This window comes from Priestia sp. D51 (assembly GCF_053345675.1).
Map to the genome: position 1 here is coordinate 280,686 of NZ_JBLTIR010000004.1, position 14,127 is coordinate 294,812.

Annotated in this window: 16 protein-coding genes; 4 read left to right on the plus strand and 12 right to left on the minus strand. The window is 37.9% G+C overall.

Going from position 1 to position 14,127, the window contains the following annotated elements; all coding sequences use genetic code 11:
* Positions 1 to 91: 91 nt before the first annotated feature.
* The 7 genes from ACNHOZ_RS18170 to ACNHOZ_RS18200 form a co-directional block, all read right to left on the minus strand.
* Positions 92 to 256: a YezD family protein gene (locus tag ACNHOZ_RS18170; RefSeq protein ID WP_013056824.1), complete on the minus strand. Its 165-nt coding sequence runs from the start codon at positions 254 to 256 to the stop codon at positions 92 to 94.
* 374 nt (positions 257 to 630) lie between these two features.
* Positions 631 to 2,010 (minus strand): sensor histidine kinase, encoded by a 1,380-nt coding sequence (locus ACNHOZ_RS18175; protein ID WP_047751078.1) that lies wholly within the window; start codon positions 2,008 to 2,010, stop codon positions 631 to 633.
* A gap of 1 nt (position 2,011) precedes the next feature.
* On the minus strand, positions 2,012 to 2,686 hold the full coding sequence (locus ACNHOZ_RS18180; RefSeq protein ID WP_013056822.1) for a response regulator transcription factor: 675 nt from the start codon (positions 2,684 to 2,686) through the stop codon (positions 2,012 to 2,014).
* Between the two features lie 144 nt (positions 2,687 to 2,830).
* Entirely contained in the window at positions 2,831 to 3,718 is an 888-nt protein-coding gene (gene galU, locus ACNHOZ_RS18185) for a UTP--glucose-1-phosphate uridylyltransferase GalU (RefSeq protein WP_048021181.1), read from the minus strand.
* Positions 3,715 to 4,119: a GtrA family protein gene (locus tag ACNHOZ_RS18190; protein WP_033578837.1), complete on the minus strand. Its 405-nt coding sequence runs from the start codon at positions 4,117 to 4,119 to the stop codon at positions 3,715 to 3,717. Before ACNHOZ_RS18190 ends, galU begins: the two co-directional genes overlap by 4 nt.
* Positions 4,112 to 5,077: a glycosyltransferase family 2 protein gene (locus tag ACNHOZ_RS18195; protein ID WP_048021183.1), complete on the minus strand. Its 966-nt coding sequence runs from the start codon at positions 5,075 to 5,077 to the stop codon at positions 4,112 to 4,114. Before ACNHOZ_RS18195 ends, ACNHOZ_RS18190 begins: the two co-directional genes overlap by 8 nt.
* A 13-nt stretch (positions 5,078 to 5,090) precedes the next feature.
* Positions 5,091 to 7,373 carry an ArnT family glycosyltransferase gene (locus tag ACNHOZ_RS18200; protein ID WP_048021185.1) on the minus strand — a complete coding sequence of 761 codons (2,283 nt, stop codon included), beginning with the start codon at positions 7,371 to 7,373 and terminating at the stop codon, positions 5,091 to 5,093.
* A 238-nt stretch (positions 7,374 to 7,611) separates the two neighbouring features.
* Here ACNHOZ_RS18200 and ACNHOZ_RS18205 point away from each other — a divergent pair, with 238 nt between their 5' ends.
* Together ACNHOZ_RS18205 and ACNHOZ_RS18210 are read left to right on the plus strand one after the other, a co-directional pair.
* Positions 7,612 to 8,184: a GNAT family N-acetyltransferase gene (locus ACNHOZ_RS18205; RefSeq protein ID WP_014460341.1), complete on the plus strand. Its 573-nt coding sequence runs from the start codon at positions 7,612 to 7,614 to the stop codon at positions 8,182 to 8,184.
* 71 nt (positions 8,185 to 8,255) lie between these two features.
* Complete coding sequence (locus tag ACNHOZ_RS18210; RefSeq protein WP_048021187.1) at positions 8,256 to 8,480, plus strand: hypothetical protein; 225 nt, start codon at positions 8,256 to 8,258, stop codon at positions 8,478 to 8,480.
* Positions 8,481 to 8,539: 59 nt separating this feature from the next.
* Here the strand turns inward: ACNHOZ_RS18210 and ACNHOZ_RS18215 are convergent, their stop codons facing one another.
* The 3 genes from ACNHOZ_RS18215 to ACNHOZ_RS18225 form a co-directional block, all read right to left on the minus strand.
* The gene (locus ACNHOZ_RS18215; RefSeq protein WP_028413551.1) at positions 8,540 to 9,412 is read right to left on the minus strand and encodes an STAS domain-containing protein; all 873 of its coding nucleotides are present in this window, start codon (positions 9,410 to 9,412) and stop codon (positions 8,540 to 8,542) included.
* 393 nt (positions 9,413 to 9,805) lie between these two features.
* The gene (locus tag ACNHOZ_RS18220; protein ID WP_028413552.1) at positions 9,806 to 10,498 is read right to left on the minus strand and encodes an LrgB family protein; all 693 of its coding nucleotides are present in this window, start codon (positions 10,496 to 10,498) and stop codon (positions 9,806 to 9,808) included.
* Complete coding sequence (locus ACNHOZ_RS18225) at positions 10,468 to 10,872, minus strand: CidA/LrgA family holin-like protein (RefSeq protein WP_033578834.1); 405 nt, start codon at positions 10,870 to 10,872, stop codon at positions 10,468 to 10,470. Before ACNHOZ_RS18225 ends, ACNHOZ_RS18220 begins: the two co-directional genes overlap by 31 nt.
* A 190-nt stretch (positions 10,873 to 11,062) precedes the next feature.
* Between ACNHOZ_RS18225 and ACNHOZ_RS18230 the strand changes: the two genes are divergently transcribed.
* Both ACNHOZ_RS18230 and ACNHOZ_RS18235 read left to right on the plus strand, forming a co-directional pair.
* Positions 11,063 to 11,494: a MarR family winged helix-turn-helix transcriptional regulator gene (locus ACNHOZ_RS18230; protein ID WP_048021189.1), complete on the plus strand. Its 432-nt coding sequence runs from the start codon at positions 11,063 to 11,065 to the stop codon at positions 11,492 to 11,494.
* A 105-nt stretch (positions 11,495 to 11,599) separates the two neighbouring features.
* The gene (locus ACNHOZ_RS18235; protein WP_080754416.1) at positions 11,600 to 11,881 is read left to right on the plus strand and encodes a hypothetical protein; all 282 of its coding nucleotides are present in this window, start codon (positions 11,600 to 11,602) and stop codon (positions 11,879 to 11,881) included.
* 36 nt (positions 11,882 to 11,917) lie between these two features.
* On the opposite strand, the gene ACNHOZ_RS18240 is transcribed toward ACNHOZ_RS18235, so the two are convergent.
* Both ACNHOZ_RS18240 and ACNHOZ_RS18245 read right to left on the minus strand, forming a co-directional pair.
* Positions 11,918 to 12,397: a GNAT family N-acetyltransferase gene (locus tag ACNHOZ_RS18240; protein ID WP_048021498.1), complete on the minus strand. Its 480-nt coding sequence runs from the start codon at positions 12,395 to 12,397 to the stop codon at positions 11,918 to 11,920.
* A gap of 218 nt (positions 12,398 to 12,615) precedes the next feature.
* Positions 12,616 to 14,040 carry a phospholipase D-like domain-containing protein gene (locus ACNHOZ_RS18245; RefSeq protein WP_048021499.1) on the minus strand — a complete coding sequence of 475 codons (1,425 nt, stop codon included), beginning with the start codon at positions 14,038 to 14,040 and terminating at the stop codon, positions 12,616 to 12,618.
* Between the last annotated feature and the right edge of the window lie 87 nt (positions 14,041 to 14,127).

Genomic DNA, 14,127 nt, shown 5'->3' on the forward strand with positions numbered 1-14,127 from the left:
TATATTTAATACAGTACTTGCTTGCCCCGCCGTCAAACGTTCGCTATATAGACAGGCCCTTCAGTTTCTCTAAATACGTATTGAAATAGGCTTATTTGTGGCTTGCTACTTTGCTTTTAGCTAAAAAGCGGTTTTTTTCCGTGCTGTCCACTTGAGTAATTTGTCCGTCGTGAAGAGTAATTAGTACAGATCCATAGTTGATTTCAGTTAGTAATTTAACAATATAATCTAATTTTTCTTGTGTAATTGAAGCCATTTTATCATTCTCCTATTCATAGATAAATTTATATTTTAGTTGCAGTTGAATAAACAAAGCGAACAACATCTATAAGTACTTGTATAATGTGCAGAAGATAAATACATCGTAATCCTCCCCATATGTTCAGTTGAAGATTGAGATTTTAATGACCACAACCAATGTACAGAAAAGGCCCACACCAGTAGCGAACAAGTATGAGCCTTCGGTTGACCGATCAGCTTCTTTAGCATCCCAATTTTTTCAAAAGATTTATACTATCTATATTATTTACACTTTACCTATATGTCAAGTAGGGATTAAAAAAATAAATAGATATTATTAATTTTTTTTATATCTTTGACCTAATAAAAAAAAGACTCATCTGCATGAACTTACACAGACGAGTCTTTTTTATTCCTATTTTTTTGGATAGGCAAAGTTACCGTAAAGATGCTTCCTTGTTCTTTTTTGCTTTCAACACGTATTGCGCCCTCATGCAGTCGCACAATTTTTTTTGTAATAGCTAGACCGAGGCCGCTTCCTTTTAACGTTCTGGATTTATCTACTTTATAAAAGCTTTCAAAAATATATTTTTGATCTTCTTCGATAATACCAATTCCATTATCCTTTATTTTCACGTCTATTTCTTCGTTTTTTTGATGAATGGATATTTTTACAAATCCATTTTCAGGCGTATATTTAACAGCATTTGTTACTAAATTTAGCCAAACTTGCTCTAACAAATCTTTATCTGCTTCTATTTGAACATTGGATAAATCAAGGTCAATTTCTATGTTCTTTTTTATCCACTGAGGTTCTAAAGCCATGACCACATGCCTGATTTGTTCATCTAACCGGTATTGCTGCAGCATTAGCGTTTGATGTTCAGAGTCAAGAGAAGCAAGCTTTAGCAAATTGGAACTAAGCTGAGATAGTCTTGTACTTTCTTTTTCGATAATGGTTAAATATTGTATCTTTTTATCTTCACTGACGATATCATCTTTAAGTGCCGCTGAAAAACCGCGAATAGAGGTCAGCGGTGATTGAATTTCATGCGAAACGCTAGCAATAAACTCTTGCCTCATCGTTTCTATTTTGTTTAATTCTTTAGTCATTTGATTAAAGTTTTTAGTTAACAGACCAATTTCATCATTCGCTGCGTGCTCGACTTGCACATTGTATTCGCCTTGTCCGACAACTTTCATCGCTGTACTGAGACGCTTAATCGGTTTAATAATAATCGTTGAAACATATGCAAACAATACAATACCTACTAATAAAATCGTAATAAGCTGGATATTTTGAACATCTTGAATAACTGAAAATTGCCGCTGTGGATGAGACTGAATAAATAGAGCATACGACCGTCCATTTTCTTTAAAAGGAAGACCCACTACGTTTGGCTGTGGACGATCACCTTTTTCCTCGTTTAAATTAGAATAACGCTTCCCGTCTAATACTTGATCTACTTCTTTCGGTGTAATTGGAATAGGCGGTCCCGGCTGTCCTAATACTTTCTCTTTATGCTGATCATCAATAATAATAAACGAAAAATGAATGAATGATGAATTAGATAAAAACCTTGCAGCTTTATCGGAGTCTTCTGCTCCGTACAAATCGATAAAATCTTCTCCCATCTTCACCATATCCTGACCTAATCGCATTTCGAGCTTCTGCTTGCTAAGAAATGTCGTGACGACAACGGTAATCACAACGCTCAATAAAATTGTAATGATGAACGACAGAACCAGCTTTACATAAATTGATTTCACGTTAACACCCTTCTGCTCTATAGCCTAGTCCGCGAATTGTTTTGATTTCCATACCGACGTTTTTCATATGATTAAGCCTCTCTCGCAGACGTTTTATGTGAACGTCTACCGTGCGCTCATCACCTTCATAATCATATCCCCAAATTAATTGAATAAGCTGATCACGAGTAAAAATCTTTCCTGGAGAACTAACTAATGTGAACAGTAATTCAAACTCTTTTAACGGTAGCTGTTCGCTTGTTTCTCCTGCACTCATCTCTAATTTGGTACGGTCCAATTTTATATTCCCCATATAAATTACATTGTTAGCTTCTACTCGGTACCTGCGTAAAAGGGCCTTTACACGAGCAACCATTTCCTGAGGATCAAAAGGCTTCACGACATAGTCGTCTGTTCCGATATCAAATCCTTTTAGTTTATCATGCGATTCGCCTCTAGCTGTTACCATCAAAACCGGTATATCAAAATACTCCTTAATTTCCTTTGTTAGTTCCCATCCGTCTTTAAATGGCATCATGATATCAACGACCGCTAGATCAATTCGAAACTCTTCCATTTTCGCCCACGCTTCTTCACCATCTGCTGCTTTTATAATTTTAAATCCTTGATTTTCTAAATATAATGATATCAGCTCTCGAATGTGTTGATCATCATCTGCAACTAATATTTGAATCATACATGTCTCTCCCTATTCCTAAGTTTGTCCAGCTTTTACGCACAGTAAGCTCTCTGTTTATACCAAACAGAGAGCCACATAAGATCATACAATGATTTTATACTTCAAATATGAACTGAATATGAACAAACTGATTAACTCTTATTAGCTGAAGTTGTTTGCTCGTTCTTTTTCTACAATTCCTTCCAAATACGATAAAAACGTTTGACGTAAATCTTTACGCTTTAACCCCACTTCTACCATTGCTTTCATATAGCCTACCTTATCTCCAATGTCAAAGCGCTGCCCTTCAAGTTCAACAGCAAACAATCGCTCTTTTTCACATACCACGCGCAGTGCATCTGTTAATTGTAATTCATTTCCTACCCCTCTTTCAATCGTTTTTAGATAAGAAAAAATAGAAGGGTTTAAAATGTAGCGGCCCATAACGGCAATCCTTGACGGAGCTTGTTCTATTGATGGTTTTTCAATCAAGTCATTCACTTCATGAAGGCTGCCAGATTTATTTCTCGGCTGAATAATGCCGTATTTTGATACTTCTTCCACATCCACTTTTTGAACTCCAATAACTGATTGATTAGTCGTTTCATACGCTTGAATCATCTGTTTGAGCGCAGGTTCTTCAGAAGTCATAATATCGTCTCCAAGAAGAACGGCAAACGGCTCATCTCCAATAAATTGCTCAGCACAAAGAATAGCATGACCAAGTCCTAACGACTCTTTTTGACGAATATAGTGAATACTGGCCATTGATGAAATCGTTTGTACTTCTTTTAACATTTCGAACCTGTGCTTTTCTTCAAGCATTTGCTCTAGTTCAATTGATTTGTCAAAATGGTCTTCAATTGATTTTTTATTTCGACCTGTAATAAAAATAATACTTTCAATACCTGATTTCACAGCTTCTTCTACAATGTATTGTACAGCAGGCTTATCGACAATTGGCAGCATTTCTTTGGGCTGCGCTTTTGTCGCTGGCAAAAATCGAGTTCCTAAACCGCCTACTGGAATAACTGCTTTTTTTATCGTCATATATGAATCCCTCTTTCTTTTTTAGTAGTAAATACAAATAATTTGGTGCCAATAAAATTGATACCGACACTTACGGTTGTAATTAAAAGTTTACTGATTAGCAGTGGTATACCCCATTTATTATATAGAACAGTCAACAGAAAAGATGTTAGGGATAAAGTGATTAAATTCACGATCACGAATGAAATCACTTCACGCTTACTGCTTTTTTCTTTTTTCTCAAACGTCCATTTACGATTCATGACATAACTGTTTAAAATGCCCGCACTGTATGAAATCCACTGCGCTAGTATGTAGTTCACACCGATTGTTGTTAAAAGTGCGTATACTGCAAAATCAATCAGTGTATTTACAACTCCTACTAACGCAAATTTAATCAAGGGTATCCATTTGTTAGTCACGAAGTGATACTTCCTTGCGTGTTTCAAGCTGATACTTTTCACGGACGATATAGAGTGGACGATTTTTTGTTTCATCGTAGATACGGCCAATATATTCTCCGATCATACCAAGAATGATTAAAATGATGCCGCTAAAGAATAGCTGAATGACAATTAATGACGACCACCCTGTGATGGTGCTGTCTGTAAATAACTTCAAATACAGCACCACTAAAAGATAAATAAAACCAACACCTGATAACGTTACACCAGCATAGCTAGCTAGCTTCAGCGGTTTATAGGAGAAAGACGTAATGCCATCCATTGAAAGCTTCAGCATCTTTTTCAAAGGATATTTTGACTCCCCGGCCAAACGCTCGTCTCGCTCATATTCTACTGCTATTTGCTTAAAGCCAACCCAGCTTACTAATCCGCGAACAAAGCGATTTTTTTCTTGAATGCTATTCATTTGATTGCACACTTTACGATCTAGCAAACGAAAATCCCCTGTATCGAGCGGAATATCAATATCGGTCATCGCACGTAAGAAACGATAAAACATAGCCGCTGTTTGCTTTTTAAAATATGTTTCTCCTTTTCGCTTTGTACGCTTAGCGTATACAACGTCAAATCCTTGCTTCCATTTTTCAATCATCTCTAAAATTAATTCAGGCGGGTCTTGCAAATCAGCATCAATCACAACGACCGCCTCTCCTCGTGCATAATCCATACCAGCTGTAATAGCAATTTGATGACCGAAGTTACGGGCAAAATCTAATAAAACAACCGCTGGGTCTTGCTCACTGTACTCTTTAATAATTTCTGCCGTTCGGTCTCTACTGCCGTCGTTCACGAAAAGAAGCTCGTAAGCTTCTTTCGTTGAACGCATCACTTCTGTTAGACGGCGATAGGTTTCATGAATCACTTCTTCTTCGTTGTAGACAGGAACAACAATAGAATATTTAATAATTAAACTCATGTTCATGTCCTCCTTATTTAAGCGTTATTTCGTATAATGTTCCGTTTCCAGATGGTCCTTGCTGAGAACTTGATGAAGTAGACTGCCATTTGGAAGAAGGGATCTCCTTACTATTTTCTTTAATCCACGTGATAACGTCAGATTGGCCTCCCTTACCCATTCCAGACAGGTAGAAATATTTCACTTCACCTTTTTTAATCATAGATTTTAATTTACTCACCGTTAGAATTGGATCTGAACCGCTAAATCCTCCCATTGCCATGACTGGCTTGCCCGTTTTGATAATGTAAGGCGCAGCTGAAGTTGAATCCGTTGTGGCAAATAAATATTTTTCGCCTGTATTATTTTTTGTTAAATAGTTTAGTAGCTTTGTGTTTACTTCTGCGTTCATCCCTCCACTTTTTCGTTTTGAAGATGATAATTTGCTTGAAGAGCTACTTGGCATTTGCATTTGACCATTATTTTCGGACGAGCCTCCTGGCATTTGACCGCTGTTTGACGATCCGCTTGGCGGCTGCATTTGACCATTATTGTACGAACCGCCCGGCATTTGCATTTGACCGCCGTTCGATGAACCGCTTGGCGGCTGCATTTGATTGTTTGAAGATGAATTGCTGCCAGAGCTTCCTGGAGGCTGCATGCCATTAAAGCCAGACTGTTTGCTATTTGTAGCTGTGCTTGGAGGTCCTCCCATACCGCTTGAAGAATCAGGACCTGCTGCTGGAAGCATGCTATTTCCACCATAAATAATTGGTGTCATCGCCCAGTACGCCGGCATCGCAAGCAAGACAACCATTGCTGCTACTCCTAAATAATTCGTTACAGAATTTTTACGCTCTTTACGAATAGCTAAAACAAGAGCTAAAATGACGCCCAGTGCCCCTACACCTGCAATTGGCGCTACGCCGATTGAGCTGACATAAGGAGACATGATATATACTTGAAGCGCTGCTGTTGTTAAAATACCACTCGGCAGCAGCCATGATTTCCAGCCATTATGCTGTTTGTACATACTCCATAAAGCTACTGCTCCCGCTCCTGCAAATGCTGCGATTGGAGGTGCCAGCATAATTAAATAATACTGATGGAAAAATCCTGCGATACTAAAGAAAACAGCTACCGGCAGCAGCCAAGCTAACCAAAATAAACTTTCTTTTTGTTTTGCCGTGTAAGGCCCTTTAAATTTCACTCCAGCAAATAGACCCACGATTGAAAAGATTACAAATGGTAATAACCAGCTGATTTGATCTGATAACCCTTTTTGGAACAGTCGGAATGGACCAGGGTTCCCCGTGTTGAACATTCCGTTTTGATTTCCTCCATCTGGAGCCTGCATCTTTTGAGAAGAGCTTCTCTTGCTTTGATTTGAGCTTTGTGAAGACTCAGCATTTGAATTACTCGTTTGTTTTGTTTCACTGCTTGCTGTTTGCTGCTGAGCTTGAGCAGGCTGTTTATGACTGCTTCCCGTCACGCTTGTATTTCCAGTTAAACGATTGATACCGTTATATCCAAAAGCAAGCTCTAGAACTGAATTTGTTTGACTGCTTCCCATATAAGGACGCTTATCAGCCGAAGTTGAATCTACTACAACTGCCCATGAGACAGAAACAGCAAGCATCAGTGCAGTTGCTGTTGTTAAAAAAGCAATTTTCTTTTTCCATGTAATTTTGGTTGCCACTACATAGAAAACATAGAATGCTGGTAAAACCATGTATGCTTGAAGCATTTTCATGTTAAATGCAACACCAATCATCGCAAAAGCCGCTAACACCCAGCCAAATTTAGCTGTACGCACAGCACGAAACAACATCCACGTTGCTACTAATAATGTAAACACAAGCATACTATCAATATTATTTGTTCGGCTTACCGCGGGTACAATTGGCGTCAGAGCCATCGCAAGAGCAGCAAACCTCCCAGCCCATACGCCAAACGTACGTTTTACGAGTACGTATAGTAAAAGAACTGAACCGATGCCTGCTAATGCTTGCGGTAAAATGACGCTCCACCCGTGAAATCCAAATATTTTGGCGCTAATTGTCTGAATCCAAAACACAACCGGCGGCTTATCAATGGTTACATAGCCTCCTGGATCAAAAGACGCGTAAAAGAAATTATGAAAACTTTGAAGCATACTTTTGACAGCTGCCGTGTAATAAGCGTTGGCGTATTCATCTGTCCAAATTTTAAATAAGTTCAAAAACGCTGCAATTAAAACAATTGGAACTAAAAATAAGTCTATTCTTTTTTTGTTTGAAGTCCGTTCTTCTTTCACTTCACTGTTCATGTGTTTCATTTCACTCCTTCGTAATTTCTGACTTTAGTCTAACAAGCTTATGTGAACTGATTATGAACAGTGAAAATAATGTTTTTATTTTTTAAAAAGCTATTTGACCTCTTACGCTCAGCAATGAAATATTTTACAATTAAAGAATCAAGTACATGAAATGAAAAGGATCTTTCTTGGATGCAGCTTCTATGAAACATTCTTATCAACACTTCATCCACTTCTTGCTGAGAAAGGAGACAACTTTATGATTCAAGTAAAAGATATATACGGAAATTTACCCACACTAGAAACAGAAAGACTCCGCTTGCGGAAAGTTACCAAAAAAGATGTGCGTGACATGTTTGAATATGCCTCAAATGAAAAGGTAAGCAGATATGTAAATTGGGAAAAGCACCGAAAGCTTCAAGATACAAAAGAGTTTGTTTCCTTCGTTTTAAAGCAGTACAGCAACCAATCCATTTCTCCTTGGGCTATGGAAATCAAAGCCCTGAAAAAATGTATTGGCACCATTGACTTTGTCACTTGGAACCCTACTCATCGCATTGCGGAAATTGGCTATGCGATTTCTGAAGCATATTGGAATAAGGGATTTGTTACGGAAGCAGCTGAAAAAGTAATTGCGTTTGGATTTGAAGAAATGGATTTAGTGCGCATTCAGGCCAGGTGCTTTGTTGAAAATGCCGCTTCTGAGAAAGTGATGAAAAAAATCGGTATGTCTTATGAAGGAACAATTCGAAAAGCCATGTTTATTAAGGGAGCTCATCAAGACTTAAAGTTATATTCAATCTTGCGAGAAGAATACACGCGCAACGCGTAGAAAATGTATAAAATACTTTCCATAACACAGGCTAACTTCAACACTAACTCTTCCTTTTGAGGTGAACAATGTTGGAGCAAGCAATTCAGCATTTAGACTTATCTGCACACGGTTTGTGGTTTCCGATTACCGTTAGTTTATGCTTATTTATTCTTGCCCTTGTTTTATTTAAACGGCTGGTTTTTTATCTATTCAATAGCGGTATACTTCCTCGTTTATGCTTTTGTGCTGCCATGGCATATCGCATTTATCATGGCATATCGCATTTATTAAGTAAAAAAGCGGATGTTGATTAACATCCGCTTTTTTACTATGCACTTACTTTCTACATGCTGAAATCCATATTTATGGCCGGTCATTTTATGCGCCGCGATGACACATGCGTGCGGCTATGCTCTTCAGGACGTGTAAACCCAATTTTTAAAAGCGCCGCTTCTAAATTTGCTTCTGTTTTAATTTGATTAAAATCAATTCCTAGTTTCACTACCGTTTGGGCAATTTCCGGTCGTATCCCCGTTATAATAGCTTCCACTCCCACCAATTTAAGCGATCGATGAATTTTAAAAAGATTGTCTGCTACCATTGTATCAATAATCACGACACCTGAAATATCTAAAATAAGATAAGATAATTGAAGGCTTGTCCCTTTTTTCAAGCAGGTTTCCATAATAACTTGCGAGCGGTGGGTATCAATTTCTCCAATAATCGGCATAATAGCAATCCCTTTTGTGACAGGTACGAGCGGAACTGAAAGTTCTTCTAGTGACGTATAGGCTAAATTCATCATATATCGATTATGCTCGTCATAAATTTGACCAAAAACACATGTTACCGTATCTAAAAGTGGATCAATTCGTTCACTGACATGCAGCATGGTAATTGCAGCAAACTGATGCTCCTCTAGTTCTCTTGTAAATACATCCCAAATAACGCTGCGATAGATTGGAAGGATACCGAGTGCTTTTTCTAAAGGAATATTTTTTTCCACTGCATATTTACCCGTATCAAGTGCCCATTCTTTAACAAGTTTAAGTACAGCCTCCTGTTCTTCAAATAGAGATCTCCCAAAGTACTCCATAATTGACACTCGCCACTTCAGAATTTTCTTTTCTTTCAATTCCTCTAGACTTAGCGTATGTGTAGCATCTAAACGTTCGGCTAATTTTTCTGACAAGCTATATTTATGTTCAAGAATCTTTTTTCCTATATACACGAGCTCCTCTTTCATAAAATACGTTCAGCTCCTCTTTTCTGCTATTTTTACTGCGTATATAACCTTGACTAAGCCTACTTATCCATCCGAAAATTGACTAGCCTTCCTAAAAATAACAAAAAAGCGGTTATTTTATGAATTTTCTTTCTTTTTATTATAGTACCGGAGTAAGAGCCGCACAACTTAAAATTTGCTTCGGAAAAAATTTATGCTTTTATATAAAAAGCGAGATGGGGGCATAACGAAATCAACATTTAGAAGCCAGTACATACATTAAATCTACGTTTACGATGAGCATAAAAAAACACGAACTATCCATCACCTTTCAATAGATCGTTCGTGTTCAACTTTAACTAACATACTTTTGTCTCAGCCTCGTTTTTTATATTCACTTTCTTTTATCTCGCCTTACACTTGGAATAGCCAGACAACAATTGGCCCAAAAACAGATCCTAATACAGCGCTTAACGTCATTGATACTGAACTCATCGATACCGTTAGCTCACCGTATTCAAATGCTTTAGAAGTTCCTAGCGCATGAGAAGCACTGCCTAATGCAATTCCTTTTCCTAAAGAACTCTTAATCCGAATCCATTTTAAAAGTAGCGGTCCAAGGATTACTCCAGAAAAACCTGCGATCATAACAAATACCACGGTCATCGATGGAACGCCCCCTAGCCCTGTGGCGATCTGAATTGCTACCGGAGTAGTAATAGACTTAGGAATGATGGATAAAATCAGGCTTCGATCAACGCCAAATACTTCAGCAAACACAAGTCCGCTGATCATGCCTGCGAATAACCCTACAAATACCCCTCCAATAATAGGAACGCTGTATTTTACTAGCATCTCACGCTGTTTATAGAGTGGATACGCTAATGCAACAACCGCTGGTCCTAGAAGTGAATTAATCCATTTGCCTCCAATCATATACTCATCATAGGAAACATGAAAAGCAAGCAAAAGAAGAATAACGAATATGGTTGTAGTTAAAACAGGAATAAGAATTGGATAGGAGAACCGCACGTATACTTTTGCCATGACTAGATACAAAGCAACTGTAGCTACGATTATAAAGACCGCGATAAAGAATTCTTGCACTGTTGTTTCTCCTTTCGTTTGTTCGCTTTCTTTTCCAAAAGTTGGCTGGCAGTCCCTGCAGCGGCCATCGTAACAATCGTACTAAGCACAATAATTAAAAATAAAACCGCTCCGCTGCTTGAAAGAAGCGAAGGATAATTCATCACACCTGCCATAGCTGGTATGAATAATAGCGGTAAAAAAGATAACAAGAAACTTGCTCCGTCTTCAATTATTTTGATGGGAACAACTTTGCACGTTAAGCAAATGAGCATTAAAATTAAGCCTATAATACTGCCTGGAATAGGTAGATGAAGCATATGGTGAACGGCTTCGCCAATCATAGAAAAAGCATAAAGAATCGCAATTTGTAAAATGATTCGTATCACTTTCATTATAGGTCACTGTCCTATAAATAAAGAACAGCTGCCCTCCTCTCTTTATTTTGTCATGTTGTCTAACATTTAACTATATAAACACCTTTACTTTACCTACTTTTACTTGTACTATACAACTATATATACATTTGTATTATACAAGTATATATTTCTTTGTCAATGAATGATTTTGTAAGGGGCGATTATAATGCAAGAAAAGAATTCAATTGAATTGATTGAATATGAACTTACTACCTTTATTAGACGAGCGGTCTATCTTGATAATTCCGAAAATAAAATAGGAAACCTAGAAAGATCAGCTTATTTATTGCTGCGGCAATTAGATGAATTTGGACCAGCTCGTGTAAAAGAACTGGCAGAAGCATTTAAACTCGACATTTCAACTCTTTCTAGACAGGCTGCTGCTTTAGAAAATAAAAAGCTTATTTCTCGCTCCTCTGATCCTTCGGATGGACGAGTCAGCCTATTTGACATCACAACACACGGGAAACAAATGCTGCAAACTGATAAGCAAATGCGCCTTGAACGCTATCATAGTATGTTAAAAAAATGGTCAAGTGAAGAAAAGGAGCTATTTGGCAAACTATTAATGCGGATGAATGACGCATTTATCGATTAAATAGAAATTCATGAAAATTAGGCTACTGCTGCAAGGTGTTTGTCCCTTTCTCTTTTCTCTTTTTTGCATTTAATGTAAAGAGACTATTGAAAAGGATGTATGATTATGTCTGTTCCGAATAAACGGAAAGCCACGCCCTGCCTCTTCCCCGGCTATAAATGGTGTGGCCCCGGATGCAGTGGTCCGGGATGTCCTGTAAATGATGTAGACTGCTGCTGTAAATACCATGATTTATGCTATGAAGATTACGGATCATGCCGCTCATGTGATGAGCAATTTCTTGAGTGTCTTTGCTCCAAAGCAAATCCTTACAGTTTAAAAGGAAGACAGGCATACGCTATGTATACCTATATGCGGCTGAAGTTAGCTTTAAAACAATATGACTAAGCAGAAAAGAGGTGAATTAAAAAATTCATCTCTTTTTTATGCCATTTTATCCGTATGAATCCAAAAGCGTTGAACAATAGCCCCGTCCTCTTCTATATAATCCTCGTCCTGTATACCACCGTTTGCCAGAATAGTTCGACGAGAAGCAGTGTTCCAATCATCACACACAACTAATGCCCGTTGAACTCCCAGCTTTTTAATTTCTTGAAGAGATAACCTCAGTAGCAGCTTGGCATATCCTTTTTGTCTTTCACTTGGCCGAATACCATACCCTATATGTCCTCCGCTGTTTCGAAGTATTTCACTTAGCTCATGGCGGATATTAACTACGCCTATTACTCTTTCGTGATGCATTAGCCAGTAGGTGGAATCGGGTACAAATCCTTTTTTTAATCCGATCCCTTTTTCTGCATCTAATAACTCTTGAACCATTTTTTCAAAGTAAGCAGGATCTTTAGCAATGACCCACGGAATCATTTTTTCTCCGCTTGCTTTCCATTCATGATAAAAGCTCATATAAGCCTTTTTATAAGCTGCATCTGGTTTAATTAAAACAGCGGTTTCCACGTACCTTCCTCCTTTTTGTTTATTATGTTTATACTACCGATTTTTCCCAATAAATAAAAGAGGATAATTTACGTGATGTGATCGTTGTATGAGCTTGTTTATAAGGTATGTAACAAAAAGCGCTCAATGAATGTTCATTGAGTGCTTTTTGTTCTACTGCCGATTATTTAAATAAACTCCTTAAAAAACCTCGTTACTTTTGCAAGGGTATACAGTAAGGTACGCTTCATAACAGGCTCTTCTTTCTTTTGGATTTCAGGAGGTTTAACCCAGCGCTTGTGATTGGCAATAAGAATACTTTTATCCATTTTGTTTTCCATCGCCATCGTCAACTCTTTTGCAAATTTTTGACTATCGATAATGACCATTGATTCGTTATTCAAAAATGTAGAACGGGAATCTAAATTAAAAGAGCCTACGGCGCTAAGTCTTTGATCATAAATCACAGACTTTGCATGGATCGAATAAGGTCCTTGGTATTCGTAAAGCTTTACACCTGTCTTCATAATCGTATCACGCATACTAATATATCCGGAAAAAGCCAACACATTGGGCGTAGATGTAACTGAATTTGTGAGTAGCGTCCATTGAACGTCTGGCTTCTTTTTCATGGCTGTATACTTTCTCATCGCATTGGTGGGCACCACATAAGGACTTTGAATAAGAACAGAGCGGTTAGCTTCTTCTGCTAGGTTAATAAACGTTTTCCACATAAAAGGTCGTTTATTAAAGCGTTCAATTGGATTATGAATAAAAGAAACACGCTTTGTAGAAACGGTGGAAGCATTCCAATTAATCTTGGGGGTCGCAAACGTTTCTCCTACTTGCTTAGCTTTATCATATTGCTGCAGCAGCAAAGCTTTCATCCTCTTCCCCTGATCAACCTGGTACTGTGTGAGATGATGAAAAGCTTTTTTAGTGTAGGGATGAGCCCATAATTCATTTATATAATTTTGCATTTGAGTGATGACGCTATCTTGTTTATGTTTACTGTTTGTAATAAAGACATCACGATCATAGACGAAGTCTGGAGGAGGCTTTTTAGCCAAATATTTGTCCCCTATATTCCGTCCCCCTATTATGCCTAGCTGTCCGTCTACAACCATTATTTTGTCATGCATACGATTTTGCCACGCCCAAGGTTTAAACAATTGAAACGGTTCGTAATACTTCACTTCAATATTAGGATGTGAAGCTAATGCATAGAGCACGCCCCTTCGGTTTCCCCGTAAGCCGTTAGCTATCCCATCCAAAAGAACGCGAGTATGGACGCCTCGATCAGCTGCTTTAAAAAGAGCGGCCATAATTAAATCAGTTGACTCTCCTTTTCCTATTGAGTAATAAGCAATATCAATCGATTTCTCAGCTTGTTGAATCATTTGAATACGAACTCTTCCTGCCTCATAACCATCTTCAAGAAGTCTCACTCGGTCCGTAGACTCACTGTGACCAAAAAAGCTAGCCGGTTTAATTGAGGTCGTTTCCTCTCCTATTTTTAAAGGTACATAAAAGAGAACCACCGCCGTTATAACCACATACAGAATATATAAAGATAAAATAATAAGTAATCCTTTGAATGCTATTTTTATCATCGCAACTCCAGCTTTTTGTCTTTTTCTGTTATCGTTCACAAATAATGATCATTACATGCAAGAAACTGCTTCCTTGATTACTTTGCG

What these genes read in the sequence shown, in the direction of transcription:
- ACNHOZ_RS18200 (WP_048021185.1), bottom strand. Translation starts at nt 7,373, where the DNA reads ATGAAACACATGAACAGTGAAGTGAAAGAAGAACGGACTTCAAACAAA.
- ACNHOZ_RS18235 (WP_080754416.1), top strand. Translation starts at nt 11,600, where the DNA reads ATGTCTGTTCCGAATAAACGGAAAGCCACGCCCTGCCTCTTCCCCGGC.
- ACNHOZ_RS18230 (WP_048021189.1), top strand. Translation starts at nt 11,063, where the DNA reads ATGCAAGAAAAGAATTCAATTGAATTGATTGAATATGAACTTACTACC.
- ACNHOZ_RS18245 (WP_048021499.1), bottom strand. Translation starts at nt 14,040, where the DNA reads ATGATAAAAATAGCATTCAAAGGATTACTTATTATTTTATCTTTATAT.
- ACNHOZ_RS18225 (WP_033578834.1), bottom strand. Translation starts at nt 10,872, where the DNA reads ATGAAAGTGATACGAATCATTTTACAAATTGCGATTCTTTATGCTTTT.
- ACNHOZ_RS18180 (WP_013056822.1), bottom strand. Translation starts at nt 2,686, where the DNA reads ATGATTCAAATATTAGTTGCAGATGATGATCAACACATTCGAGAGCTG.
- ACNHOZ_RS18170 (WP_013056824.1), bottom strand. Translation starts at nt 256, where the DNA reads ATGGCTTCAATTACACAAGAAAAATTAGATTATATTGTTAAATTACTA.
- galU (WP_048021181.1), bottom strand. Translation starts at nt 3,718, where the DNA reads ATGACGATAAAAAAAGCAGTTATTCCAGTAGGCGGTTTAGGAACTCGA.
- ACNHOZ_RS18205 (WP_014460341.1), top strand. Translation starts at nt 7,612, where the DNA reads ATGATTCAAGTAAAAGATATATACGGAAATTTACCCACACTAGAAACA.
- ACNHOZ_RS18240 (WP_048021498.1), bottom strand. Translation starts at nt 12,397, where the DNA reads ATGAGCTTTTATCATGAATGGAAAGCAAGCGGAGAAAAAATGATTCCG.
- ACNHOZ_RS18215 (WP_028413551.1), bottom strand. Translation starts at nt 9,412, where the DNA reads ATGAAAGAGGAGCTCGTGTATATAGGAAAAAAGATTCTTGAACATAAA.
- ACNHOZ_RS18195 (WP_048021183.1), bottom strand. Translation starts at nt 5,077, where the DNA reads ATGAGTTTAATTATTAAATATTCTATTGTTGTTCCTGTCTACAACGAA.